The 21,755-nt window shown below is 46.3% G+C and carries 24 protein-coding genes; 12 read left to right on the top strand and 12 right to left on the bottom strand.

The genetic code is table 11. The features are described 5' to 3' along the window. Positions 1 to 59: 59 nt before the first annotated feature. Genes ACLVWU_RS11380 through ACLVWU_RS11360 form a run of 5 tightly spaced genes read left to right on the top strand, consistent with a single transcriptional unit; the run spans position 60 to position 4,565 of the window. Positions 60 to 638, top strand: coding sequence for a lipocalin family protein (locus tag ACLVWU_RS11380; RefSeq protein ID WP_413574828.1), 579 nt, complete (start codon positions 60 to 62; stop codon positions 636 to 638). 26 nt (positions 639 to 664) lie between these two features. Further along, positions 665 to 1,618, top strand: a complete 954-nt coding sequence (locus ACLVWU_RS11375; RefSeq protein ID WP_413574827.1) for a polyprenyl synthetase family protein — start codon at positions 665 to 667, stop codon at positions 1,616 to 1,618. After that, complete coding sequence (locus ACLVWU_RS11370; protein WP_413574826.1) at positions 1,608 to 3,098, top strand: phytoene desaturase; 1,491 nt, start codon at positions 1,608 to 1,610, stop codon at positions 3,096 to 3,098. The genes ACLVWU_RS11375 and ACLVWU_RS11370 overlap by 11 nt, the downstream gene beginning before the upstream one ends. Further along, positions 3,091 to 3,984, top strand: coding sequence for a phytoene/squalene synthase family protein (locus ACLVWU_RS11365; protein ID WP_413574825.1), 894 nt, complete (start codon positions 3,091 to 3,093; stop codon positions 3,982 to 3,984). Before ACLVWU_RS11370 ends, ACLVWU_RS11365 begins: the two co-directional genes overlap by 8 nt. Beyond that, complete coding sequence (locus ACLVWU_RS11360; protein WP_413574824.1) at positions 3,984 to 4,565, top strand: hypothetical protein; 582 nt, start codon at positions 3,984 to 3,986, stop codon at positions 4,563 to 4,565. Before ACLVWU_RS11365 ends, ACLVWU_RS11360 begins: the two co-directional genes overlap by 1 nt. Here ACLVWU_RS11360 and ACLVWU_RS11355 read toward each other — a convergent pair. Genes ACLVWU_RS11355 through ACLVWU_RS11345 form a run of 3 tightly spaced genes read right to left on the bottom strand, consistent with a single transcriptional unit; the run spans position 4,534 to position 6,935 of the window. Then, the gene (locus tag ACLVWU_RS11355) at positions 4,534 to 5,280 is read right to left on the bottom strand and encodes an ABC transporter permease (protein WP_413574822.1); all 747 of its coding nucleotides are present in this window, start codon (positions 5,278 to 5,280) and stop codon (positions 4,534 to 4,536) included. The genes ACLVWU_RS11360 and ACLVWU_RS11355 overlap by 32 nt on opposite strands. Continuing rightward, positions 5,273 to 6,127 carry an ABC transporter ATP-binding protein gene (locus ACLVWU_RS11350; RefSeq protein ID WP_413574820.1) on the bottom strand — a complete coding sequence of 285 codons (855 nt, stop codon included), beginning with the start codon at positions 6,125 to 6,127 and terminating at the stop codon, positions 5,273 to 5,275. The genes ACLVWU_RS11355 and ACLVWU_RS11350 overlap by 8 nt, the downstream gene beginning before the upstream one ends. Beyond that, positions 6,117 to 6,935 carry a sterol desaturase family protein gene (locus ACLVWU_RS11345; RefSeq protein WP_413574819.1) on the bottom strand — a complete coding sequence of 273 codons (819 nt, stop codon included), beginning with the start codon at positions 6,933 to 6,935 and terminating at the stop codon, positions 6,117 to 6,119. The genes ACLVWU_RS11350 and ACLVWU_RS11345 overlap by 11 nt, the downstream gene beginning before the upstream one ends. 38 nt (positions 6,936 to 6,973) lie before the next feature. Between ACLVWU_RS11345 and crtY the strand changes: the two genes are divergently transcribed. Beyond that, complete coding sequence (gene crtY / locus ACLVWU_RS11340; protein WP_413574818.1) at positions 6,974 to 8,104, top strand: lycopene beta-cyclase CrtY; 1,131 nt, start codon at positions 6,974 to 6,976, stop codon at positions 8,102 to 8,104. Between the two features lie 81 nt (positions 8,105 to 8,185). On the opposite strand, the gene ACLVWU_RS11335 is transcribed toward crtY, so the two are convergent. From ACLVWU_RS11335 to ACLVWU_RS11320, 4 genes are all read right to left on the bottom strand, one after another. After that, the gene (locus ACLVWU_RS11335; RefSeq protein ID WP_413574817.1) at positions 8,186 to 8,443 is read right to left on the bottom strand and encodes a hypothetical protein; all 258 of its coding nucleotides are present in this window, start codon (positions 8,441 to 8,443) and stop codon (positions 8,186 to 8,188) included. Positions 8,444 to 8,516: 73 nt separating this feature from the next. Continuing rightward, positions 8,517 to 9,122 (bottom strand): HAD family hydrolase, encoded by a 606-nt coding sequence (locus tag ACLVWU_RS11330; protein ID WP_413574816.1) that lies wholly within the window; start codon positions 9,120 to 9,122, stop codon positions 8,517 to 8,519. A 54-nt stretch (positions 9,123 to 9,176) separates the two neighbouring features. Further along, entirely contained in the window at positions 9,177 to 9,512 is a 336-nt protein-coding gene (locus ACLVWU_RS11325) for an FKBP-type peptidyl-prolyl cis-trans isomerase (protein WP_413574815.1), read from the bottom strand. 2 nt (positions 9,513 to 9,514) lie between these two features. Further along, entirely contained in the window at positions 9,515 to 10,423 is a 909-nt protein-coding gene (locus tag ACLVWU_RS11320) for a hypothetical protein (protein WP_413574813.1), read from the bottom strand. Positions 10,424 to 10,508: 85 nt separating this feature from the next. Here ACLVWU_RS11320 and ACLVWU_RS11315 point away from each other — a divergent pair, with 85 nt between their 5' ends. Beyond that, the gene (locus tag ACLVWU_RS11315) at positions 10,509 to 11,252 is read left to right on the top strand and encodes a hypothetical protein (RefSeq protein ID WP_413574812.1); all 744 of its coding nucleotides are present in this window, start codon (positions 10,509 to 10,511) and stop codon (positions 11,250 to 11,252) included. Here the strand turns inward: ACLVWU_RS11315 and ACLVWU_RS11310 are convergent. Next, complete coding sequence (locus ACLVWU_RS11310; RefSeq protein WP_413574811.1) at positions 11,249 to 11,533, bottom strand: DUF3817 domain-containing protein; 285 nt, start codon at positions 11,531 to 11,533, stop codon at positions 11,249 to 11,251. The genes ACLVWU_RS11315 and ACLVWU_RS11310 overlap by 4 nt on opposite strands. 120 nt (positions 11,534 to 11,653) lie before the next feature. Between ACLVWU_RS11310 and ACLVWU_RS11305 the strand changes: the two genes are divergently transcribed. Together ACLVWU_RS11305 and ACLVWU_RS11300 are read left to right on the top strand one after the other, a co-directional pair. Further along, a complete protein-coding gene (locus tag ACLVWU_RS11305; RefSeq protein ID WP_413574810.1) occupies positions 11,654 to 12,127 on the top strand; it encodes a ribonuclease H family protein in 474 nt (157 codons plus the stop codon). 1 nt (position 12,128) lies between these two features. After that, positions 12,129 to 12,404 (top strand): YheU family protein, encoded by a 276-nt coding sequence (locus ACLVWU_RS11300; RefSeq protein WP_413574808.1) that lies wholly within the window; start codon positions 12,129 to 12,131, stop codon positions 12,402 to 12,404. A 27-nt stretch (positions 12,405 to 12,431) separates the two neighbouring features. Here the strand turns inward: ACLVWU_RS11300 and ACLVWU_RS11295 are convergent, their stop codons facing one another. Both ACLVWU_RS11295 and ACLVWU_RS11290 read right to left on the bottom strand, forming a co-directional pair. Next, complete coding sequence (locus ACLVWU_RS11295; RefSeq protein ID WP_413574806.1) at positions 12,432 to 12,725, bottom strand: hypothetical protein; 294 nt, start codon at positions 12,723 to 12,725, stop codon at positions 12,432 to 12,434. Between the two features lie 151 nt (positions 12,726 to 12,876). Beyond that, a complete protein-coding gene (locus tag ACLVWU_RS11290; RefSeq protein ID WP_413574804.1) occupies positions 12,877 to 13,320 on the bottom strand; it encodes a hypothetical protein in 444 nt (147 codons plus the stop codon). A gap of 259 nt (positions 13,321 to 13,579) precedes the next feature. On the opposite strand from ACLVWU_RS11290, the gene ACLVWU_RS11285 reads away from it, so the two are divergent. Then, positions 13,580 to 14,548, top strand: a complete 969-nt coding sequence (locus ACLVWU_RS11285; RefSeq protein ID WP_413574803.1) for a hypothetical protein — start codon at positions 13,580 to 13,582, stop codon at positions 14,546 to 14,548. A gap of 1 nt (position 14,549) precedes the next feature. Here ACLVWU_RS11285 and ybaK read toward each other — a convergent pair whose 3' ends face one another. Both ybaK and ACLVWU_RS11275 read right to left on the bottom strand, forming a co-directional pair. Then, a complete protein-coding gene (gene ybaK / locus ACLVWU_RS11280; protein ID WP_413574802.1) occupies positions 14,550 to 15,041 on the bottom strand; it encodes a Cys-tRNA(Pro) deacylase in 492 nt (163 codons plus the stop codon). After that, on the bottom strand, positions 15,038 to 16,861 hold the full coding sequence (locus tag ACLVWU_RS11275) for a monovalent cation:proton antiporter-2 (CPA2) family protein (protein ID WP_413574801.1): 1,824 nt from the start codon (positions 16,859 to 16,861) through the stop codon (positions 15,038 to 15,040). Before ACLVWU_RS11275 ends, ybaK begins: the two co-directional genes overlap by 4 nt. 185 nt (positions 16,862 to 17,046) lie before the next feature. On the opposite strand from ACLVWU_RS11275, the gene ACLVWU_RS11270 reads away from it, so the two are divergent. After that, complete coding sequence (locus tag ACLVWU_RS11270; protein WP_413574800.1) at positions 17,047 to 17,856, top strand: S1 family peptidase; 810 nt, start codon at positions 17,047 to 17,049, stop codon at positions 17,854 to 17,856. A 117-nt stretch (positions 17,857 to 17,973) separates the two neighbouring features. Continuing rightward, a complete protein-coding gene (locus tag ACLVWU_RS11265) occupies positions 17,974 to 21,630 on the top strand; it encodes an efflux RND transporter permease subunit (protein ID WP_413574798.1) in 3,657 nt (1,218 codons plus the stop codon). Positions 21,631 to 21,755: the final 125 nt, after the last annotated feature.

The raw sequence follows: 21,755 nt of genomic DNA, 5'->3' as shown, positions 1-21,755 counted from the left end.
AAATTAGGTGGATGGCAATTCTAAAGATGCATAGAGTGATTTCTATTGATGGAGGCGTCATGAAGAAATTATTGATTTTTAGTATTGTCTTTTCGTTTCCTATTTTAGCTTTGTCCTCGGCGGCACAAGTTCAAACGGTGCCGAAAGTCGATCTAAGTCAATACATTGGAAAATGGTACGAAATAGCTTCGATACCCCATTCATTTCAGAAGCAATGCGTTCGCGCTGTCACGGCCGATTACAGGAAACTCGAGAATGGGTACATCGAAGTTATTAATAGTTGCGAGACTCCAGATGGTACCCGGTCTGTTTCGGAAGGCCGCGCTAAGGTGGTGGATCCTCTGACAAATGCGAAGCTTAAGGTCACTTTTGTTAAATTATTTGGTTGGATATTTTCTTTCGGTGGCGATTATTGGATTTTAGATCTCGATGAAGACTATCGTTATGCCGTCGTCGGGCATCCAACAAGGAAGTATGGTTGGATACTTTCGCGCAATCCCAATCTATCGATGACAGATTTGAAATTGATTTCTGATAAATTAAAAGTGCAAGGCTATGATTTATGTAGTTTGTTGATGACCATTCAAGACGACTCGATTTCTTCGCGAATTCCTCTTTGTGAATATGTTAAGCCATGATTAAGCAGCAGCTTAAAGGAGTCACTTTGAATCATTTGGATGCGGTTTCACAAGTGTGGAATGATTCCTTATTTACTCCTGTTGAAGGATTTTTGTCGCGTCCACGAAAGGACTTTCGCGGAGAGCTGGTCAGAATCGGCTTTGGTCTTCATCAAAAATCAGAGATGACGGTGGATCAGTCGATAGCGATTTCAGGAGTGTGTGAGGTTCTTGAGTGGATCCACTCGGGCTCATTAATTGTGGATGATATTCAAGATGATAGCATTGAGCGGCGGGGTGCCCCCACTGTGCATCGTCTGTATGGAATGCCGAAGGCACTTAACGCTGGGAATTGGATGTACTTCAAGGCATTGGAAAGCATTCACCACCTTCCATTGTCTTCAGATTTGCAACTGCGACTTTTGCGCTGTGCCCATGTGGTTATGGCAAAAGCTCATCAGGGACAGGCGCTCGATTTAGGCGCGGATCTTCTAAAGATCACCAAAGAAGAGGTCCCGCACATCGTTGAAGCCAGTCATTTGATGAAAAGTGGGGCTCTGGTTGCCTTGGCCTTGCAATTTGGTGCTTTGATTGCAGATGCGAATGGGGACTTGGGTCGCCTGGACCATCTTGGGGCCGAGCTTGGTGCATCCCTTCAGCGTTTTGATGATATTGGAAACGTCCGCTTTGGCGGGACTGATGCCAAGGATTTGGAAGATTTGCGATTGCGTCGCCCTTCGTGGCTATGGACTGTGATCGCTGAAGATTGTGATGATTTGATGTGGTCGGAATTTAAGGCCGCTATCCTAATGTTGCCGCAGGAATCTGCGTTGCAAGAGTTTTTGGAAAGAACGAGCTTTAAGAGTAAGGCCACTCTTAAAGCATTAAATCTGCATTCGCGTCTTTCGAATGAATTAAAGCAGTACGCCGCGGAACCTTCGCAGACTCGAGCCTTGGAAGACTTATTAAAGCTTATGGAGAATATTGCAAATGCATACTAAAAAAAGAATCGCCGTCATCGGAAGTGGTTTTGGGGGGCTGAGCGCCGCCATTCGTTTGCAGGCAGCTGGTTATCAGGTGCGTATTTTCGAAAAACGGGACATGCCCGGTGGGCGAGCTTATGTATACAAAGACAAAGGGTTTACATTTGATGCGGGACCCACAGTGATCACGGCTCCTGAATGCCTAGAGGAGCTTTTCGCACTAAAAGGTAAAAGGATGTCTGACTACGTTGAAATGATGCCTGTTATGCCCTTCTATCGTTTGCTGTGGGATGATGGATATAGATTTGACTATAGTAATGATGTTGCATCCCTTGAGGGGCAGATCGCGAAAAAATCTGCTGATGATCTAAATGGTTATCGAAGGTTTTTGAAGTATTCCGAAGAGGTTTTCAATCAAGGCTATACTAAACTTGCAGCAAAGCCATTTTTGAATATTTGGAGTATGGTTAAGGTTGCCCCCCAGCTGGTAAAGCTGGAGGCGTACCGCAGTGTCTACGACATTGTTTCGAAATACATTAAAGATGATCACCTTCGTCAGGCATTTTCATTTCATTCACTGCTGGTAGGGGGAAATCCATTTAGTACGTCTTCCATTTATACGTTGATTCATTTTTTGGAAAGAAACTGGGGTGTTTACTTTCCGAAGGGCGGTACCGGTGCTTTGGTTCGGGCGCTGGTTAAGTACTTTCAGGAAATGGGTGGAGAGATTGTCTTTCAAAAAGAAGTTGAGGAAATATTAACATCGCAAGGGCGAGTTCGGGCCGTCCGGAGTCGCGATGGTGAAGTATGGGAATGTGCTACCGTCGTCAGCAACGGAGATGTAGTTCATACATATAAAGACTTGTTGGCGAATGAGCCTTCAGTGCAAAGAAAGACGAAAGAGCTGCAGGGTAAAAGCTTTAGCATGAGTTTGTTCCTGATTTATTTCGGAACAAAACGCAAGTATCCGAATCTGGCGCACCATAACGTTTTGTTTGGTCCGCGCTATAAAGAGTTGTTGGAGGATATTTTTCAAAAAGGAACTCTGCCTGATGATTTCTCGTTATATTTGCATGTCCCGAGTTTGACAGATTCCTCTCTGGCTCCGGAAGGCCATGAGTGCTTTTATGTCTTGGCGCCGGTGGCGCATCTTGGAAAGATGAATATTGACTGGAAAAAAGAAGGGCCGGTCTTTGCGGATAAGATTCTGCGCTACATGGAAGAAAAATACATGCCGGGGTTGCGCGAAAGTATCGTGACACAAAGAATCTTTACTCCCGAGGACTTCGTAACCGAACTTAACTCCTACCATGGGTCGGCATTTTCACTGGAGCCTAAGTTAACTCAAAGTGCGTTTTTTAGACAGCACAACAAAGATTCGAACTTGAAGGGTTTGTATTTTGTGGGCGCGGGGACCCATCCGGGGGCAGGTGTTCCTGGGGTGGTCAATTCTGCGAAAGCCACCGCGGGTCTTATACTTGAGGATTTAAATGTCTGAGTTAGATATTCACCGTGAGGCCATTCGCAAGGGCTCGAAAAGCTTTGCGGCGGCGTCTTTGTTTTTTTCAAAAGAACAAAAGGAAGCAGCTTGGCGATTGTATAGCTGGTGTCGTCATTGTGATGATCAGATAGATGAAGCTTCGCAGGGGCAGATGATGTTGCGCCTGGAAACATTGCGGGAGCAATTAAATCTTGGTATCCATTCCAGCTCCCTTGCCTTTAGAGGTTTTGCGCAAGTTTCCGAACGGTATTCGATTCCCGTGGAGTATCCGCTTCACTTGCTGCGAGGAATGGAAATGGATGCGGCGGGGCGTAGCTATAGTTCCTTGCAGGAGCTGGAAGAATATTGTTTTTGCGTTGCTGGTGTTGTTGGATTGATGATGTGCCACGTGATGGGAGTAACATCAGATAGTGCTTTGCCTCATGCAGTTTCATTGGGAAATGCCATGCAACTTACCAATATCTGTCGCGATATTCGTGAAGATTTTGAAAGGGGAAGGATTTATCTGCCCTTGAACTGGCTTGCAGAGAGCGGAATTCCGCGGCAGGAGTTGATGTCGCCAATCCATCGGAATCAGGTTTTACAGATGCAACAGCGTCTACTGTCACGAGCTGATGAACTTTACCAGCATGGCTATAAGGGATTGAGTTACCTGGGCTTGCGGTCGGCATGGGCGGTGTTGATTGCGGGTTATGTTTACAGTCACATTGGTTCGAAAATTAGAAATACTGCCGGACATGGTTTGGATGAAAGAATTTATGTCACAGGGGTTGAAAAGTTGGTTTTGATCGGCAAAGCTACGGCGGTGTTGATCGGTCTGTGGGTACGCGAAAGAATTGGAAAAACTCCTTTTCGTTCGCCACAGAAAGTGTGGAGGTTGTAGTGAGTACGGGTTTTCTATATGAGACATGGATTTATGCAAGTCGAGTGAGGGAGTTTTCCGTAAAAGACTGGGTTGTCTATGTTTTGTGGGTTGGGATGATGTATGGCTTATTTGCCGTTGTTACCGCCTTTATTGCAATCGGTTATATGCATGGAGTTCAATATCCGGCGTATGTATACAACATTCCTGTTGGAATTTTTATTTTTTCAACGGCAATTGCCTTCGATACGATTGGGCATAGAACTGTCTACAAGGAATTTCTGCAAAAAGCCGAGGCGCTGGTTCATCATATTACAATATTCGCTGGTATAACCAGTGTGATTGTTTTGTGTTTGGCGTATCACTTTCCGGTTTTTTTAAGAATTCCGGCATTGGTACTAGTCAGCTTAAGTATCGTGTATTCTCTTATTGATGAAGGGCTGCACTGGTATCGCTATTTGGCCCAGCATTCAGACCGTGTTGAAATGTGGAGCCATTTTTTCATTTTCGTGGGCCATCTGATCATGATTTTAGCTTGGTGGCAGTGGTACAGTGAGGGCTATCTGGGAGTTAACGAAACTCTTGCTCTTGGTTTCTTCTAAAAAAATAAACTGCGACCACTAGAAAAATCAGCGTGTAGATCGCAATTCCTAAGATAGAAGCAGTGTTCAGTGGCCTTTTAAGTAAGGCCGCCCAGGCGAACTCCCCAAAGTAGCGAGTTGGTAAATATTTTGATATTTTTTGAATAGCGGAGGGAAGTGCCTCTGGGGGCATCCATAAGCCGCCGGCAAAAGAAAGCGGCAGGTAAACCAGGTTTGCTAAAGGAACAATGGATTTTCCGTTTGCCGCATATCCCAAGGCAGCACCTAGCAATACAAAAGGCAGCGCCCCACAAAGAAGTGCCAGTAAAAAACCGCCCCACGGTATTTCAGAGAGAGTCAGGGGAGTACAGGTGAGGGCAACGATGGTGACGGCCAGAACTGAAATTGTTGCGATTAAAAAGCTATTTAAAATTCTTGGGACCAGACGCAGGGAGTGGGGAAGGGGTAGTATACTTAAGTATTGGGACCAAGGCGTGTTTTTATCCTGGGCTATTCCAATGGCAAATTGGAATAGGACCACTCCTAAAACTGCAAAGCAAGAAAAGGATCCCAATAAAAGTAAGGCGGCGGCTGAGGTCGTGGCATTGGGGACACCAAAGAACCAAAAAAACATCGCTGGAAAAACCAGCGTGGTGAGTACATACATGGGCTGGCGGAGATGCTCGAGCATCTGCGTGTAAGAATGGATTCGTAAGAGGCGAAAGTATCTAGCCATGATGTGCCTTGCGTATATGAATAAAAGCCTCTTCTAGCGAAGCAGAAGAGACTTCCAGGTCCTGAATTTCATAACCCTTAGAGAGTAAATCTGTTAAAAGATGTTCGGCGTTTTCAGTTAGCAGATGATAGAAATTTTCTTCTAATTTCAACTCCATAATAAGGGAGGAAATGGGAGCTTCTTTAGCGCGAAAGCGAAGAGTTTTTACTTTAAGACTGTGGGTGATGGTTGACACCGGGCCTTCGCGCAGGACTTTACCATTATCGATTATCACAACTTTGTCTGCAATCTGGGACACTTCATTAAGATCATGAGTGGATAGCAAGACGGCTCCGCCTTCATGGGCATAGTCTTGGATTTCTTTCCACAGATTGATTCTTGATTCGACATCAAGGCCCGTGGTGGGCTCATCTAAAATCAAAAGATCCGGAGTCCCCATTAGGGCGCACGCCAGGGCCAATCGTCTTTTTTCACCGCCACTTAAGCCGCCAGTCAGGGAGTGAAGGAAACCTTCCAAGTTAAAACGATGAATGAGTTCCTCTAAGTCAGGTCCTTGCTCATAATGAGCCCGCACAAGTTTAAGAACTTCGACGGTCTTCAAATGCAGGGGGAATGAAAGTTCTTGAGCGACATAACCAACTTTTTTTCGACTGGGACATTTTAGCGTGCCACTATCGGCATGACGAAGTCCCAGGAGTATTTTTAGCGTGGTGCTTTTGCCAGCGCCATTGGGGCCTAGCAGGGCTACAATTTCCTTCGACGAAATTTTTAAATTGATATTTTCAAGAACTTTGCGCGAGCCATAGGATTTGCACAAGTCCTCGGCTGTTAAGATCTCACGATTCAATCTTTACTTCCGTGTTCTGCTGAAATTGTTGTTCATATCCCGGATGCTGAGTTCCAAAAATATGATCCCAGAACGTATAGAATAAACCAAAGTTATATTTATAGAAGCGATGATGGCCCGCGTGATGAGTGCCTGAGATCAGCCATTTGCCAACGGGGTGCTTTGCAGATCCTGGAGGCAGAACCTCAAATCCTAAGTGATTTATGATGGCCGAAATGGTTGCCATCGTAAGGTAGATGACGATGACTATGGGGTGAAGAGGCAAGATGAGTGTGATCAAGGGGAGGGGGATGGCTTCAATCAAAGACTCCACAGGGTGAAATGAAAAAGATGCCCAAGGAGAAGGGTGAAGCGAGGCGTGGTGAACGGCGTGAAATCTTTTATAGGCCAAAGGTTTGTGCAGACAACGATGTGTCACATAAAAATAGAAATCATGTAGCACGGAAACGAAAAAACCACTCAGAATAAGGTAGGTCCAACCATATTGGTCAAAGGACAAATAAATCTTGCTCCATCCCATTTGCCAGAAAGCGCCCATGAGTACGCCTGCTATACCGAAGATGATAGAACTGACCACAGACCACTTAATTTCATAGCGTTGGATTGTTTTACTGGGTAGCTCTGGGTATATTTGACGAAGGTCACTCCATTGCCAGCGACGCAGGTAAAAGACAACATAAAATAAAAAGGTTGTAACCAAGTAGCGAACCAAAACCACGAAGGTCACGGCAGTTATGGCTAATAAAAAGTTTTTGGGAATCAGCAGGTCAAAGGGAATATATGATTCGAACTTTTCAAAATGATTCATATATTGATTGCTAACTCATGCTGGGATATTTGTAAAATATGTTCGATAAAGTTGAGAATCTTGAGTTTGATTGCGTTATAGTTGGTGGAGGGTTGGCTGGTTGCTTGCTTTTGCACGGGCTTAAGTATTTTCAACCTGATCTGCGTGTCTTGCTGCTGGAAAAGCAAAGTTTCCTGTCCTCGCACCAAACCTGGTGCTATCACACGACGGATTTGCCTTCAGACAGTCAATGGCTGCAGGCCTTGGTTTCGAAAAGATGGTCTCGGCAAAAAGTGGCCTTCCCGGAATACGAAAGAATTTTGAATCAAGAGTACAATGCTTTAAGATCGGCAGATTTCGCCACCTATATGTCGCAGCATTATGCTGATGCGATTCGTTTTGATTCTGAAGTGCTTTCCCTGAAAAACCATAAAGTAGTTCTTGCGGATGGAAAAGTCATAAGTTCAGAACAAATCGTTGATGCGCGTGGCTGGCCTGGAATTGAAACGAAGAATCAGGGATATCAGAAGTTTGTGGGGTGGGATGTCACTCTGGCTCAACCCCATCTCATTGATTTTGTGTTTTTAAAGGATGTGTGCGTTCCTCAGAAGGATGGTTATCGTTTTTTTTACCTGTTACCGTGGTCTGAAAATAGTCTTCTAATAGAGGACACTTATTATTCAAATTCACCAGATCTGGACATCGCAGAGATTGGTAAGGGAATCGAAGAATACATTGCCGCCCAGGGGTGGACCATTCAAAGTATTGACCGTCGGGAGTCAGGTTGTTTGCCGCTTCCATTTTTTCCGACGAAAGAAAAAGATCAAGAGTATATTTCACTTGGTGCCCGTTCAGATCTGTTTCATCCTGTTACCGGTTATACATTTCCGGTGACAGTTTCTAGAGTCGATTTGATCGTGCGCATCCCGACGAAGCAATGGAAACGTGCTTTGACAGAGCACGATAGGAAGCTGAGAAAGCAAATGCGCTTTTTATTTGCCTTGAATAGGATGTTGTTTTTAGCGGCGGAGCCCGAGCTTCGGTTTAAAGTTTTGCAACGGTTTTATAAATTGCCCGCAGATTTAATTGGACGATTTTATAGGGGCGATTTGCGATTTTCTGATTGGGTACGAATCTTAGTGGGGAAGCCTCCGGTGTCTATTGGTAAAGCACTGAGGTCTTTGACATAAAACCGCCTTCTTTAGGCGGTTTTATAATAGTCCAGAGACACTAGGTTTGTATGTAATAAACTCGACTTCGGATTGGCGACTTTACTGATTCTCTTTTATAGAACCGTCCGAATCTTTCATGTCGCGGGTTCCTGGGTTATCGACAGCGCCTTCAAATCTAGGATCGGATGAAGCACGGCGATCGCGAGAAATTTCCTTTTTGCTTTTGCTCTGGCCGGAGAATTGGTCATCACTTTCGTAAAGAGTCGCATCGCTAGGTTTGGTTTCTACTGATTTTGGAGCAGCCTGGGCTGCTGATGCACCGAGAGCAATCAAAGAGACAATAATAAGTTTTTTCATAAGGACTCCCTTCGAAATCATCGTAGCAGGAGTTACCAAAATTAAGCATTGGACGTTGTTGTAATACAGCGAATTAGCGAGTGTGGGCCAGGCTGGACTCTTCCGTGACCTTTAGGCAGTTCATGCCCGCAGAATGCGCAGCTTGAATTCCCAAATTTGCATCTTCAAAAACAAGGCAGTCTGTCGGTGCAATATTGAATTTAGAAGCAGCCATCAGAAAACAATCCGGTGCCGGTTTCCCTTGCGTGTAGTCTTCAGCGCATACCAAAAGATCAAAATAAGAATGCAGATTTAATTGATCCATCGTCAGACCTACAATTTTACGGCGACTACCAGTGACAATCGCCATTGGAAGCTTCCCGTGATAGTGATGAATAACTTCCATCACAGTTTTAATCGTGCTGACTTCATGCAAGCTTGAAAGATAGTGCACTTCTTTTTCCTGCAGGAATTGCTGCGGATCAATCGAGGTCTTATGAAGCTCGTTCATCATTTCGACAATGCGATGAGTGGGGCGACCGGCCCAGGCCATGTGTTGTTCGCGGCTGAGTGTAAGATCATACTTTGCCAGGGCTTTATTCCAAGCGCCCAAGTGCGCAGGCATCGTGTCGGCAACAGTGCCATCGAAATCAAACAAAAGGGCTTTAAAATCATGCTGGGGAAAAAACTGCTTTAACATGGAAGTGATTCTAGCACAGGTCTTAGAAAGTGAAAAGAAGCACTTACTTGAGGCCTACTCGCGTGGGCGGGATTCCAATAGTTCGACCTCGAAAGTTAAATCAGAATGGGGAGGGATCTTGCCCATGGGTCTTTCGCCGTACGCCAAAACAGCTGGAATCTGAATTTTGCGTTTACCGCCGACCTTCATCCCCAATATACCCAGACTCATGCCCTGAATCACTTTCTTTGATCCCACCACGAACTCAAAGGGCCTGCCATGAGTGTAAGAGGAATCAAACACAGTACCGTCAGCCAAAGTTCCAGTGTAGTGAATGAATACTAAGGCGCCTTTGCTGGCGATTTCGCCAGTACCGATATTGTGGTCCGTCGTTTGAACTTGTGCTTCCATGATTAAAACCTCAAATACAAGTGAAAATTCAGACCGGGATTTCTGACGAAATCATGTTCTTCGGAAAAATCAATATTCGGTTGAATCTGATAATCCAGAATATTTTCATATAGAATCTGCACAAACGCCACCGACAAATTGTATGAGGCAAGGTGGTAGACTTCGCGATTCTTGGAGGTGAAAAAGATGTTGTAAGAGATACTTTCTTTCTTAGTAAACCACTGCCCCAAAGCGACGCCGTTTGTAACAGTGTACAGGTGTTCGCGATCAATATAGTCGCCCTCGTTTACCAGTGTGAGGTTAAAGTTTCGTCCCAGATAAAAGTTAAAGTTAATTGCCTGGAATGTACCGGTTCCTTTTTCGGCATCTGCATAAAACTGCAACTTGGGATTTATGTGGTAAGATTTTCTGCGTTCGGCAATGCTTTCAAAAGTTAAAGTGTGTGAGAGCTTTGGAGTGCCGGCAAAAGAGATGCGTGGCTGAAATGAGGTTCGCACATTCCCCAATTGTCTGAAAAATCCAAAGGTGGCTCCTGGGTTTCTTTCGCGAGGCGTGTTGCGCACGTAGTTCTGGGCGACACCACGCTCGGAAGTTTCATCGTAGGAGGTAAATGTCACTTGCCAGTATTCTTCCACATTGGGCAGTCGCAGATTAAAATCGAAGGCGAGGTCATTCTTTAAGCCATCAAACGAATTCAAGTAGGCGCCGACTTCAATGACAGCGGTGGTTTTATTTTGATTTGTAGTATAGCGCTGACCGGCCAAAAATAGATCCAAGCCAGTAGCGAAACTGTCAAACCAGCTCGAAATGTTGATGTTGCCCTGGATGAGATCTGTTTCTAGATCGGTCTCTTGCGGGGGCGGGGTCGCCGTTTTTATGGGGGCCGCCAAAGTTCCCGCAGTCCAAAACATTACGGTGAGAGCCGCCAGGCACCGTAATGTTTTGTTTGTGTATAAAGATAATGATTTTTCAAACATCAACCATTAGGCTCCAATTATGGTTCATCTTAAACGCACACTTTCCATTCTGTCTCTGAGTATCTTGGTGCTTTGTGCAGAATTTGCTTTTGCCTATGTGCCTCAGCGAGGAAATGTCATGGCGTATCTGGGGCCTTACACCTACAAGACAGAGTACAATGGAGTATTATCGGATCTGCAGCAGGATACTGGGGGCATTTCACTTATAGCTTCGGGGGATGTCAGTGATCATGGCGCGCTGGAGATGGCCGCGATATTTATGCACAAATATTACTTCCGCGATGAGGGTGACAGATCAATAGCGCAAAGAACTCAAACCATGCATATCACGATTGCGTATCGCCGCTATTGGGCGCCGTCATTTGCAACTTCGGTGGGCGTTTACACGAACTATCCGATGGGGAATATCAATACCATTCGCAATGATTTTGCAGATTCTGAAGGAGTTAATACTTCGGCATCGTCACCGTCCGAGACCGGTATTGATATCGCACTTCAAGGCGAATTATGGCAGTCGGGATTGTGGGCACTGATGGCAGAAGGCCGCTATTCCTATGCGCTGACCAAACAGCCCAATGAATATTCAAATCAGTATGGAATATTTTTGGGGCTTCGCTATTTCATCCAGGCGCGGGTGGAGAAGCCGAAAACTTTAAAGGATCAGGATAAAGAAAAGCCTACGCAAATCAAAACTCAGCCTGAGCAGAAGAAAGAGAAGGCTGCCCCGAAAGGAACCAGCAGCAGCCCTCAGAAAAAGGACTAAGCTTTTTTAGCGTCCAGATATTTTCTTTCAAACCAGAATGTACCGAATGGCAAAACTGCGGCAAAGAATGCCTGAACGCGCATTTTCCATGTCCAGTTAAGCTCTCCTGCAAGGAAGTTCGCAAATAAAACATAACCAATGAACAGGAAGCCATGGATTGGGCCCATGGTTTTAACAATAGCTGGATTACCGGCCATGTATTTGATTGGCATTGCGATAAAAAGAAGAGTTAAAAAGGAAATCCCTTCGAGCCATCCCAGAACTTTAAATGCTTGAATCATGTGAACCTCGTTTCTATGCAGAGGGATAGCCCGATCCAGCCCGGCGCGCATCCAAAATCTTTGCGTTAAACGCGCAACAAATTACTGCGTTCCTGAGGACTTTGTGGAATTCTTTGGAGTATGAATCGTATCTGGCAGTGTATCCGTCATCTGTTTTCAGGAAATTTCTTAGAGATCTACACCGACGGCAGCTTTAAGCATGGCAAAGGGGCGTGGGCTTACGTGGTGACTCGCCGGGGAGTTATCGTTTGTGAAGATTTCGCGGGACAAAAGAAAACCTCCAGCAATCGCATGGAGTTTCAAGCGGCGATTGAAGCCCTGAAAGCCCTGCCGGAAAACAGTCGTGGTCGTCTTTATACGGATTCCCGCGTGATGCTGGAAGCTTTGGAAAAGTGTGAACGCTGGGCCAGTAACGGATGGGTTAAAAATCAAGGGCAGCCCATTCCTGAGGTCGATTTGATTCAAGAGCTGTATGCCCAACAACAGCGCCATAAAATTGAATGGCGCTGGATTAAGGCGCACTCGGGCATCGAGTTTAATGAAAGATGTGATGAACTTTGCATTCGTGCTAGAACCAAAACGGGAGACCTTTGATATGGATAATGATCACGATCAGCAAAATAGTGAAAACAAGCCGCCAGTGGCAATTCCCGTCGAGCAGTTAAGTGCTGAAGTTGTGGATGCAGTGATTGAGTCTTTCATTTTGCGTGAAGGCACTGATTACGGTGTGATGGAAATTTCTTTGGATAAAAAGAAAGAACAGATTCGCAGACAGCTGCAGAAGAATGAAATCAGAATCGTTTACGATTTTAACACCGACTCGGTCACGATGATGACGGATCGGGACTGGAAAAAACTGCCGAAGTCTTAGAATACCTCGGCAGAGTATTTTTGAAATCTATTGGCAGTTTACGTTCAACCAAGCGTTCACAAAGAAGAACGGAGGGTTCGCGTATACGAAAGCCGTGCGATACTGGAATGGACCTACCCAGTCAGCAAACCAAGAATTAACAACCATACCATTTTGCAACTGACCCACAGCATAGCCTTGGCAGTAAACTGTATAACCAGATTGGTTGTACATAGTAACAGCCGCTTGATAGCCATTGATTTGGTATTGGTAAGGTGGAATCCACGCAAACGCGGAAGCGGAAATAAATAGAGAAGCAACAGTAGTCATCAAGAAACGCATAACGATCCCTTCATTGAAAAGTTACAATATAGAAGGGGTAAATCGCGAAACGACTCCGCAATCAATAAAATTGCTACCGAGTTCAGCATTTCACTTTGAAATGCGACTTATTGAAACTCAATGGAAAAATGGCGCAGCGCGCACCTGTAAATTAGAAAAGGTCCTTTAAGAGCATCGGCCCATACGTTAACCAAATGTAAAAACCAATGCAGTTAAAAAAGAAGGCCATAATTAAACGCGTGCGGGTCAGGCGCGACAACGGCATTTCTTTTCCCAGCACACGAAAACCCAAAAGCATTGAATAAAGATTGCAGATCAAGGGAATCAGCACGCATCCCAGGACGGCGTTGATCAGGCATTTTTTTGCCATCTCCTGACTTTCAAGCAGGCTTTGATTTTTTAGCAAGGCCGTTTCATCTTGGTCGGCATTTTTTTCGGCTTGTTCATCTTCCAGTTGTTCGAGGGCAGAGGAAGCAGCTAAAAATTCACCCTCTGGAATTTCTATAATAAGCTTGCCCAAAAATGTTTCTAAGTGGGGAGCCACCGAGCGGGTGAGCTCATCGCGAAGTCGGGGGTGGAAGCCCTGGGCGACCAAAAAGGACTTTACGACTTGTGCTTCCGAGAAATTTGCGACTTCGGTAAGAAAAACGTGTGTACTCATAGGGATATGCTATCGGCTCGACCGAAAACTGTCTAATTTATTAACAGTTCTGCATGAAAAATTGCTGGCATGATAGGGGCAAAAGGTACCAATTTACGGCACGGCATTTCCAATGTTTCCAGAGTAAAAAAAGTCTTCGCGACTCTGACAAATGTCTGTTAGGTTGGGATTCGGTTTTTCTTCTGGAGGGTGCATGTTTAGTAAGCGTTTAATCACATTTTCGGTCGTGGCACTGGCGATGGCACTGGCTGCTTGCGGGAATGTTGATCAATTTACTGCTAACAACACTCTGGATTCTGAAAGTGGCCAAGTCAGCCTTCGCGACCAATCCGTGCGATCTGCACAAACTGATCTTGATACTGATAACGAGCAATGGGTAAGCACTCTGCCGACTCAGGAAGCTTCTGTGGGGAATCCTGAAGATTTTCCGGTTCCAGCTAACACTGAAGAGGAAGTGGCCCCTGTCCCAACTCACGGTACAATTAGCGAAGAAAAAGTCGCTCAGGATCGTCCTGCTGCCAAAGATGTGGTGGGGACTGCGAAACTAAAACCGACGGTTTATTATTTCCCAATTTTCGATACTGAAAAGACGACCTGCCCAGACAGTCAAAAAGTGACTCTTTATGGTCAGGGCGGGAAGACTATTATTAAGGTCTGCAAGAAAATCTCTGATGCCTGCGGTTTGCAGGGTTCGTGCTCGATCAAAAAGAACGGTAAAATCCGTTTGCTGAATATTCTGGCACGTATCAAGGGTCAAAATCGTTATTTTGAAATCGATCGCGAGGAGTGCAAATACGGTTACGGAGTTCGCACTGTTTGTTTGGATCCTTTCCACACATTGGCTGCGGATTTGACTATCTATAAGATTGGCGAAGTGATTTACGTGCCGTCTGTGATTGGTTTGATTTTGCCAGATGGTTCTATGCATGACGGCTACTTTATCATTCGTGATAAAGGGGCAGGTATCATGGGGCGCGGAAGATTCGATTTCTATTCGGGCTTTATGCCTTGGTACGACAAAACGAATCCTTTCAATAAGATCGGCCTTGCTGACAAGAACACCGAAGTTCCTTACATGAGAATCACGGGTTCCAAGGCGAAAGAAGTCCAAGTTCGCCGTAACTACCCAAGTATTCCTAAAGAGAACATGCCTTTGAAATAAGTTATCCCGGAATGCCCACTTGAACTAAAGTGGGCGCAAGAATTCGCTGAGCCTCTTTCGGCGACATACCCACCAGAAATCCACGTTTTCCACCATTAATATAGATCTTGTCCAATTGCAGAATGGTCTCTTCCATATAGACCGGCATTTTTCTTTTTGTTCCAAAGGGCGAGGTTCCACCCACTTGATATCCTGAATGGCGATCCGCGACTTCCGGTTTGCAAGGATGAATTCCTTTTACTCCTAATACGCGCGCCAGATTTTTTGTCGAGACCTGCATATCCCCATGCATAAGCACGATCAGGGGTTCCTTCTGATCATTTTCCATAATCAAAGTTTTAATAACTGCGTGCTCGGGCACTCCCATTTCTTTCGAAGAGTGAGCGGTGCCGCCTTTTTCCTGATAAGCAAAAAGATGGTAGGTGAGTTCAACCCCGTGCTTTTCCAGCTCGCGCAGGGCCAGAGTCATAGGCGGTTTTACGTCGTGACTCATAGTTTTGGTTCCTCGGAAGTGTCAGTGTCAGCAGCATCAATATAGGTTTGCGTCTGATCTTCGCGCAGTACTTGTGCCAGTTGTCGCATTCCTTCGCGGGAAAGATCCAAAAATTGCTTCTGATCGTGACGGTACTTGTACTGGTTTTCCATCATGATCTCATCATGGCGGTGGAAGCGCTCAATAATTGAACGTGCGCGGGCTGCAGGCATCCCCAGATCCACCAGCAGTTCGCGGGTCAGCAACAGGCTTGATTCAAAAGTTTCGCGGCGAATGTGTTTAAGCTCAATACCCAGATCCATCAGATCAAAAACGTGATTCCGGTTGCGGGCCCGGGCATAAATTTTCAAATGAGGGTGGTGTTCGCGAGCCAGCTCCACGATGTGTTTGGACGTTTCCACATCATCAACGGCCACGATCAGATACTTTGCCGACTTGGCTCCGGCTGCTTCTAGGATTTCCTGGCGGGAGGCATCTCCGTAATAAACTTTGTGGCTGAATTTTCTTAGAAGTTCGATTTGTTCAGGATCATGGTCAATCGCGGTGAAGCCAATTTCTTGCGCTCTTAAGATACGACCAAAGATTTGTCCGACACGACCAAATCCCGCGATGATGATATCGTTTTCCACTCCTTCGAAGCTGTCGAATTCCTTCGCAGGTTTTCGGGTTGCGAGCCAGGCGTCGACTTTAGAGTTCAGGACAATCACAAACGGACTTAAGATCATTGAAAGTGTCACAATAACTGTTAGCAGCTCAGAAATATCATTGCTGATCACTTGGGAGTTTTGACCGACACCAAATATAACGAACGCAAACTCGCCCCCTTGGGCAAGGTAAGCTGCCATGTTTCGCGAGCCTGCGCTGTTCAGTCTTAAAACTCGCCCAACACCGAATAGAAGTCCCGCTTTAACGATCATGTACACGGCAGTCGCAGCGATAATGAATAGGGGATTCTTCAGGATCAGGTGAATATTGACGGACATGCCGACAGAAATAAAGAAAAGCCCCATCAATAGACCCTTGAAGGGTTCAAGGTCAGCTTCCAGCTCATGTCGGTATTCTGATTCAGATAACAACACACCAGCAAGGAAGGCGCCCAGGGCCATGGAAATACCCATGTGCTCCATGAGCAGGGCGACGCCCACTACAATCGTCAAAGTCACGCCGGTGAAAAGTTCACGGCTGCGCAGGGCCGCCACTTGTCGAAGCAAAGGTCCCATCAATGTGTAATTGAAAATCAAAAGTCCCAGAAATATTCCACCGACTCCCAGCCAGTTTACGGGTGTGCTTGAAGAAGCTTGAACCAAACCCAGGGTAGGGATAATCGCCAAGGCAGGGATGGCTGCCACGTCCTGCATTAATAGGATCGCAAAAGAGGAGCGCCCGAACTCGGTGTTTAAAACTTTTTTCTCGGTCATGGCCTGAATGGCAAAGGCGGTGGAGGAAAGGCTTAGTGCAAAGCCCGCCACCCAGGCGCTATTCCATGAGGCTCCTTGGGTTTTGACTAAAACTCCTAGGGCTAGGGTGCAGGTAATAATTTGCAACCCGCCAAAGCCGATAAGAGTTTTTTTCATAGCCAGCAATTTCTTGGGCTGAAGCTCTAGTCCGATCAAAAACAGCAGAAATACGACGCCAAATTCCGAGAGATGTTTCACGGATTCCACGTCTGTGATCAGTCCTGCGGTCTGAGGACCAATCAGAATGCCAGCGGCAAGATAACCCAGGATGCTTCCTAATCCTAATTTTTGAAAGATAGGGACCAGAAGTACTGAGGAACATAGAAAGACAAGGACTTGAAGTGGGTATGAGTGTGCAAGCATTTTAAAATCGTAACAAGCGGTCCTTATGGCGCCAAGCTAAAAAATCTACATGATCTCAAGGGCTTTGCTTTGCGTTCGCTGTCCCGATTTAAAGAGTGTCCCGATTAGGAAAATTTCATTTTGGGTTTTGCAATAAGGGGTGTAGAACCCACCACGAATCGAAATCTTTTAAGGGAGTTTTCCAAATGAAATCTATCAATTTACTAGTATCAAGTCTTCTTGCAACAGCAGCATTGGCTGCATGTGCTCCAGCAAACCAAAACGGGACAGTAACGGCTGACGGCAACCCACAGGTCATTGGTGGTGACGTTGTTTATCCAGGTCACCGCGTGATCCGTTCGACAGTGGGTCTTTATGATCCTAAAGTAGGCGCTTTGTGCTCAGGCACTTTGATCGCTGAAAACATGGTTTTGACAGCAGCACATTGTGTGGCTGGTGATCCAAAAGCATTGCAAGTTCACTTTAATAACGAAATGAAAAAATCCACTCCAGAGCAAATCCGTAAAGTGGATGCTGGTTTCGTAAACACTGATTACGATCCACAACGCAAAGAAAACACTGCCGACATTGCCATTCTTCGTTTCAAAGGTGGTTTGCCGACAGGTTATGGTCCTGCAAAAAGACTGACGAATTCAGGTGCTTTGGTTCGTGGCATTCAAGTTGTTATCGCGGGTTACGGATTGAATCGCTCATGGGTGATCAAATCTGGCGCGGGTACTCTTAGAACGACTCAACTTGTTGTTGAAGATCCAAATTACTCTGCAACTGAAGCGATGTTGAAACAATCTTTGAAGCGTGGTGCTTGTTCTGGTGATTCCGGTGGTCCAGCTTACCTTGATATCGGTGGTCAGTTGTATCTTTGGGGTGTGTTGAGCCGCGGTGATGCTTTGCCAACTCGTTTGACTCCAGATTGCTTTATGTTGTCGATTTACACTCGTGCTGACGTCTATTCAAAATGGATCGATGATCACATGACTCTTTTGAGAGCTCTGTAAAATATCAGCCATTAAGTGGTTGTAAGTTAAAAAAAGGGAGATCTATCGATCTCCCTTTTTTGTTTCAAAACAGCCTCGGTCGCAGAAACTTTCCTATAGAATCATGGGGAGGTCTGTATGCGCATTTCCGACGTATCCATACGCAATGCTGTTTTCTCCTGGATGCTGTTTGCGGCATTCATCATATTTGGATTCATTTCATTTATGCGCCTTGGTGTCAGCCAGTTGCCGGATGTGGATTTTCCGGTGGTGAATGTCACCCTGACTTTGCTAGGTGCGGCCCCCGAGATCATGGAAACTTCTGTTGTCGATCCTGTCGAAGATGCCCTGTCATCGGTGGAAGGTGTCGTCCGCATCAGTTCAGTCAGTAAAACGGGGATCGCTAATATCACCATCGAATTCGAGTTAGACCGCAATATCGACGTGGCCCTGCAAGAGGTGCAAACCAAAGTCGCCCAAGCCCAGCGTCTTATGCCGGAAAACGTGGATCCTCCGATTATCACGAAAACCAATCCCGATGATCAGCCAATTCTGTGGCTGGCGTTGATGTACGATAAGAATGATCCCTATTTTCTAATGACCTATGCCAAAGACTATCTGAAAGACCGCTTCACCATGGTGTCCGGTGTCGGGGATATTATTCTGGGAGGTTACACGGATCCTGCGATGCGGGTGTGGGTTGATGCGGATAAGTTGAAAAAGAAAATTATTTCTGTCGGCGACGTGATGGAGTCCATTACCGCCCAGCATACCGAAGTTCCCGGCGGGTTCATTCAGAATCCCAAGAATGCCTTCAACGTCAGAACGCTGGGGGAGTTTAAGGATGCCAAGGGGTTTGATGACATGATCATCAATCGTCGGGCCGGCATGGTGATTCAGGATCCTTTCAATACAATTCGCTTAAAAGATGTCGGCTATGCCGAGGAGTCTTTGGCAGAGGTGTACCGCATTTCTCGATTTGACGGAGTGATGTCCCTGGGGTTGGGGATTAAAAAACAAATCGGATCCAATGCCGTGGCGGTGGCCAATGCGGTGAAAGCCCAGATGAAAGACATTCAGGACACTCTTCCTGAAGGCATGCGCTTGGGAGTGAACTTTGATTCCTCTCGCTATATCGAGCAAAGTATTCAGGAGATGATCAAGCATCTGGTGCTGGCGGTGATTTTGACATCATTGGTGTGCTGGATTTTCTTGGGCAGCTTTACCGCAACCTTGAATGTGTTACTGGCGATTCCGACCTCCATCATGGGGGCGTTCATTGGTCTTTATTTCTTTGGTTTTACTTTGAACACTTTCACCTTGCTGGGTTTGACTTTGGCGATTGGTATCGTGGTGGATGATGCCATCATGGTGTTGGAAAATATTTTCCGGTATAACGAGCGGGGACTAAGGCCGATTGAATCAGCTATCATCGGCGCGCGGGAAATTACCTTTGCCGCTTTGGCGGCCAGTATCGCGATCATTGCGATCTTTCTGCCGGTCGCCTTTATGAAAGGTGTCATCGGTAAATTCTTCTTACAGTACGGGATCACCATTTCATTGGCCGTTCTTTTGTCGTTACTGGAATCTTTGACGATCACGCCAATGCGTTGTTCGTCTTTCGTTCATACCGGTCATCGCAGTACTCGCATCGGTAAGGCGTTCGATCTATTCATGGACAAGTGGAGGGATTTTTATTCGACATCCTTAAACTGGGTTTTGAAATACCGCTGGCCGGCTTTGCTGGCGTCCGTGGTGTTTGTGGCCCTGTCATTTGTGACGGTCCAGGGTCTTAACCGTGAGATGACTCCCGTACAGGATCAAAGCTTGTTTATTATGCGCTTGTTTTTGCCAATCGGTACTTCGCTGGCAACTTCGGACCAAAAAGCGCGCGAGATTGAAAAATGGATGCGCTCCCAAACTGAAGTGAAACACTTGTATGCGAGCGTCGGGGGATTGGGATCGGGCGGTGGCAGTGACGCCAATACCGGTATGATGTTTGTGACTTTAAAAGACAAAGGCGAACGCGGAGTGAACAAATCCCTGGGCAAAGAGTTGTCGCAGCAGGAATTCATGAACTATGCGCGAACTGAGCTTACCAAGAATGTTCAAGGCGTGCAGGTCTTCATGATGGATCCTTCAAGTCGGGGTTTTTCAACGGGAAAAGGCTATCCGATTGAATTTATCCTGCAGGGGCCGGATTGGGCGAAGCTTGAAGAGTTGAATAATAAATTTAAAGACGACATGAAAAAATCCGGCATGATGGTCGACGTTGATTCCGACTATCTGGCGGGGATGCCGGAAATTCAAGTGACGCCGATGCGTGATCAGGCGGCTCGTCGTGGTGTCAGTGCGGAAGATATCGGTGTTACGGTGCAGGCCATGATTGGTGGCGTGAAAAATGGCCAGTACACCAAAGGCGGGCATCGCTATGACGTCTACGTGCAGTTGCAAAAAGCCAAGGATCCGCGGAATGAATTTAATAAGCTTTTAATAGCTAATGATCGAAATAATCTGATTCCCATTTCTCAGGTGGCCAAGATCGAACAAAAAGCCAGCTTGCAACAGGTGACACGGGTGAATCGTCAGCGGGCGGTTACGTTATATGCGAATCTCGCGACGGGGGCTTCTCAACAGAAGGCGATGGATTTTATTTTTGCCAAAGCCAAAGAACTGCCATCGAGCTACTATATAGAACAGTCGGGGGCGGCGAAAACTTTTCGCGAATCTTTTGAAAGTCTGATCTTTGCGCTCGCACTGGGTATTCTGGTGGCTTACATGGTATTAGCCAGTCAGTTTAATTCTTTTATGGATCCCGTGACCATTTTGATGGCCCTGCCATTTAGCTTTTCCGGTGCATTTTTCGCTTTATTTCTGACCGGTCAGTCCATCAACATGTATTCCATGATTGGGATTCTGCTTTTGATGGGGATCGTTAAAAAGAACTCGATCCTGTTAATTGATTTCACCAATGCGGTTCGCGATCGCGGGGAAAACATCACTGCTAATGCTGCCTTGAAAGAAGCGTGCCCTGTTCGTTTGCGTCCGATCATTATGACAAGTATGGCGACCATCACGGCGGCTTTACCATCAGCTTTAGCAACCGGAGCGGGATCAGAAACCTTCAAGCCCATGGCCGTCACTTTGATCGGTGGGGTTTTGATTTCCACACTACTAACTTTGTATGTGGTGCCAGTGGTGTATTCTCTATTGGATAGATTCCGTAAACGCGATACTCGTCAGAAGGATGTTCGCGAAGCCTTCCTTAAGGTGGGCGAAGCCACTTCTATTAGTCCTGAAGGTGTGCCGATATTGAATGATGGCGAAGGCGCACAACCAGAAGATAAAGTTCAGTACTTTAAACAACAACAGCAAATGCCAGAGATTGTAGAGGAAGCAGACCAGGAACGCGAAGGACCAAGGCATTGGGAGGAATCAATGGAGAAGGAAAAACCCGAGAAAAGAAGTTTCTTTGGATTCTTACGAAGAAAATACCGAAAGCCTACAGAACCAAAACCAATCTTTAGCTCACCATCTTCCAGAGAACGCCGAGTAGAAACAGCTCCAGCACCGGTTACTGCTACTCCCGCGCCAGCCACAAAAGCTGTCGATACTCGTTCTCGTCGCGCAGAGGAAATCGAATCCGACTTCGACCGTAACATGCCACACGTCAGCGATGAACGTTCTGATAGCATAGAAGCGCGAGACCAACGCGAACGCCATCGCGAAGAAGAACGAGTCAACCGCATGCGCGAACACGACCGCAAAATGCGCGACCGCGATCGCGATCACTAGCAAATCGAAGAAGATAGCTACGCCTGGCCTAGCTCCTTGGGGATGGATGCGCAGCGACCTCCGTGGGCGCATGGATGCGCGCACCCGCCGCAGGCGGGCCACGGTGAGCCACGATGGCGTGTCGC

It is taken from the genome of Bdellovibrio sp. HCB290, assembly GCF_047305925.1.
Classification (GTDB): Bacteria; Bdellovibrionota; Bdellovibrionia; order Bdellovibrionales; family Bdellovibrionaceae; genus Bdellovibrio.
Note: the sequence above shows the minus strand (reverse complement) of the source record. Positions and strands in the feature narration are given on the sequence as shown.